This is a genomic window from Pseudomonas sp. AP19, from assembly GCF_001728855.1.
Taxonomy (GTDB): domain Bacteria; phylum Pseudomonadota; class Gammaproteobacteria; order Pseudomonadales; family Pseudomonadaceae; genus Aquipseudomonas; species Aquipseudomonas fluorescens.
Genome location: NZ_LXJP01000122.1, coordinates 1 through 3,355, shown reverse-complemented (window position 1 = coordinate 3,355; position 3,355 = coordinate 1). Strand labels below are relative to the sequence as shown.

The 3,355-nt window shown below is 49.0% G+C and carries 2 protein-coding genes and 1 pseudogene; all 3 read left to right on the top strand.

Going from position 1 to position 3,355, the window contains the following annotated elements; all coding sequences use genetic code 11:
- Positions 1-279: 279 nt before the first annotated feature.
- A pseudogene (locus A7D21_RS36785) lies at positions 280-447 on the top strand (PAS domain-containing protein); the annotation flags it as partial.
- A gap of 168 nt (positions 448-615) precedes the next feature.
- The gene (locus A7D21_RS33825; protein ID WP_371857143.1) at positions 616-1,734 is read left to right on the top strand and encodes a methyl-accepting chemotaxis protein; all 1,119 of its coding nucleotides are present in this window, start codon (positions 616-618) and stop codon (positions 1,732-1,734) included.
- A 36-nt stretch (positions 1,735-1,770) separates the two neighbouring features.
- A partial coding sequence (locus A7D21_RS33820) for a bifunctional diguanylate cyclase/phosphodiesterase (RefSeq protein ID WP_069553837.1) occupies positions 1,771-3,355 on the top strand: 1,585 nt, incomplete at its 3' end.

The window sequence follows — 3,355 nt, the reverse complement described above, 5'->3', positions numbered from 1 at the left end:
ACTGGCAGGGGGACTTCAACCGAAGTCACCAGTGTCAGATAATGGTTGCAGCTGAGAACCATGGCTTAGCGTACAAACATCTCAGTGCTCTGTGATTTCCCTTTATTTCGCATAACCCGTTAGTCACGCCTTATGGCATAATGCCATTATTGCTCATGGAGACTCATCTTGCGCTCGAACCTGCCTGTCACAACCGTTGAACAAATATTTCCAGTCCAGCAGCGATTGATCTCTGCTACGGATACGAATGGGAATATTTCCTATGTGAATGACGAGTTTATGAGAATAAGTGGCTATTCTCGTGAAGAGTTGTTGGGCAGTCCGCACAATTTGGTTCGTCATCCCGACATGCCTCCAGCTGTTTTCGGGCTGATGTGGGGCTATCTGAAGGCTGGCAAAAGCTGGATGGGTATCATCAAGAATCGCTGCAAGAATGGTGACTTCTATTGGGTCAGTGCGTATGTGACACCTATTCTCGAAGATGGCCGCTTAACAGGCTACGAGTCCGTTAGAGTCAAGCCGACTCGGGAGCAAATTGATCGCGCACAAAAGCTGTATGACCGGTTGCGTGCAGGTAAAAATTCCATTCCCCAAAATCGTCATTATGCGGCATTCATGAGGAGGATGGTCTTACCTGCAACTGCGGCTGCGTTGGCAATAGGTGCGGCTAGCGTGCTGCCAAGCCTGGCAGCACAAGCGGTAACTGCCGTGCTCTTTCTCGTTACAGGATGGTGGTCCTATACGCGGCTGGAACATCAGTTGAGTCATATCATGAAATGCGCCCCTGACGCTTTTTCAGATCCGATTAGCGCCATCACTTACAGCGATACGTATGGCCCTTCAGCGCAGTTGGAAATGATATTGATTAGTGAGGATGCACGCCTTAAAACCGCACTGACTCGGCTAAGCGATCTGGCCAGCCAAGTGGCTGAAGCCGCTGCGCATTCCTCTTTACTCTCGAACCAAACTGAAAATGCCTTGCTGGAGCAGCGAGCGGAAACGGACATGACGGCAGCCGCCATGACGGAGATGGCGGCCTCAATCAACGAAGTGGCAGGGCATGTTCAAAAAACCGCCATGGAAGCGCAAGCAGCAAATGAACTGGCTGAACAAGGTGATAAAGTCGCCGGTACTTCCCGTGAGGCCATTCAGTTGCTGGCCAGTACCGTCACGAATATCAGCACTGCTGTGGATTACCTTGCCAATGAAACCCAGCAAATTATGGCTGCTGCGGGGGTGATTCAAGCCATTGCTGATCAAACCAACCTACTCGCTCTCAACGCTGCAATTGAAGCGGCTAGGGCTGGTGAGCAGGGTCGTGGTTTTGCGGTAGTAGCTGATGAAGTCCGGGCCTTGGCCGCTAAAACCCGCGTATCGACTCAACAAATTCAAAACGTCATTGAAACCCTTAAAAAAGGCGCAGATGAGGCTGTGAGCATTGCCAAACTCGGTATTCGCGAGGCCGACCACGGTGTACAGCAAGTTATAGAGGCGCAGTGTGCTCTCCAAGGCATTCGCGATGCTGTTGAACGGATCAGTGGTATGAGCCAGCAAATGGCAGCCGCTTCAGAAGAGCAGGCTAGTGTCGCTGAAGATATTGCTCGGCAGATTAATAACGTAGCGGGAACGGTTGAGAGAACAGCGAAGAATGCTAACTCCGCCGTGATTCGTGGCCGCGAACTTGAAAGTACATCCCGTGGTTTAAACTCGTTGGTTGAACGGTTCAACAGGTAGTGACCTTATGACTATTTTGGTGAATTAGGTTTATATATGAGTGCAAGATACCGTGCAGCGGTGGATGCGGCAGCTATTTTCTCGGAAACCGATAAATCCGGAATAATCACCTATGTCAATGAACAGTTCTGTGATGTTTCTGGCTATAGCGCACAGGAGTTGATTGGGCAAAACCACCGCATACTAAACTCAGGGCAGCATCCCCCTGAGTTCTTTATTGATATGTGGAAAAAAGTTTCACGTGGGCAGGTATGGAAAGGTGAAATTTGCAACCGTAAAAAGGATGGCAGCCTGTATTGGGTAGAGAGCACCATTGTACCCATGTACGATGATGCCAGCCAGCGGGTGCAGAAATACGTTTCCATTCGTTTCGATGTGACCGAAAAGCGGAAGTTTCTGGAAACCTTGCAATGGCAGGCTGAGCACGACGAGCTGACGGGTCTTCCAAATCGTTTTTTGCTGTCCAAAGCGCTTGATCAGGCTATTATCAAAGCAAAGAGCCAGCCCAGCACGCTTGCCGTGGGCGTGCTTGATCTCGATGGGTTTAAGCAGATTAACGACCGCTATGGCCACGAGATAGGTGATCGTCTGTTAGTGGCGGTGGCTGATCGCCTGAAACATAGTATGCGTATCGAAGATACCGTAGCCCGTTTGGGAGGCGATGAGTTCGTGCTGATTTTGGGTGTGCGGGATCCCAAGGTGTTGGAAAGCGCCCTGCAGAGGCTTTTAGCTGCCCTTTCCGCCGTCTACATCATCGATGGCATAGGCATTAATATTTCCGCCAGTATCGGTGTGACGCTCTATCCAAACGATAATGAGAATGCCGATACACTGCTACGTCATGCCGATCAGGCTATGTATAAGGCCAAACAAAGTGGCCGTAACTGTTTCCATTTGTTTGATGTATCAAAAGATAAGATGGATAAATCAGCTTTTGATACCGTAATACGGGTTCGCCAAGCGTTACATGATGGTGAGTTATGCTTGCATTATCAACCAAAAATAAGTTTGAGCAGTGGGGCAGTGATTGGTTTTGAAGCACTATTGCGTTGGCAGCATCCGCGAGATGGAATTATATTACCGCAGTATTTTATACCGTTGATTGAGCAGAGCGATCTGATCGTGGAGATCGGCGAGTGGGTCATAGATCAGGCGCTCAGTCAAATAGAACAATGGGCGGACTTGGGTCATTCGTGGTCTGTGAGTGTAAACATTGCAGCATTACATTTGAAAAAAGAAAACTTTGTAAAGTCCCTAAAGTTTTTGCTGGACAGCCACCCTAATGTTTTGCCGCAGATGTTGGATATTGAGATTACCGAATCAGTGGTGATAGAACACTTACCACATGTCACTCAGTGCCTCATTGCTTGCCAGGATCTGGGTGTGACATTTTCGTTGGACGACTTTGGAACCGGGTATTCATCGCTGAGCTACCTTAAACAACTGCCCACGCAGTCAATCAAGATAGACAAATCTTTTATACGCGACATACTCATCGATAAAGACAGCTTGGGGCTGACTAAGGCGATCATCGGCCTAGCGAAATCGTTTAACCGCGAGGTTATTGCTGAAGGGGTGGAAACGGTTGAGCACGGAGTGTTGCTGATGAACCTAGGTTGGG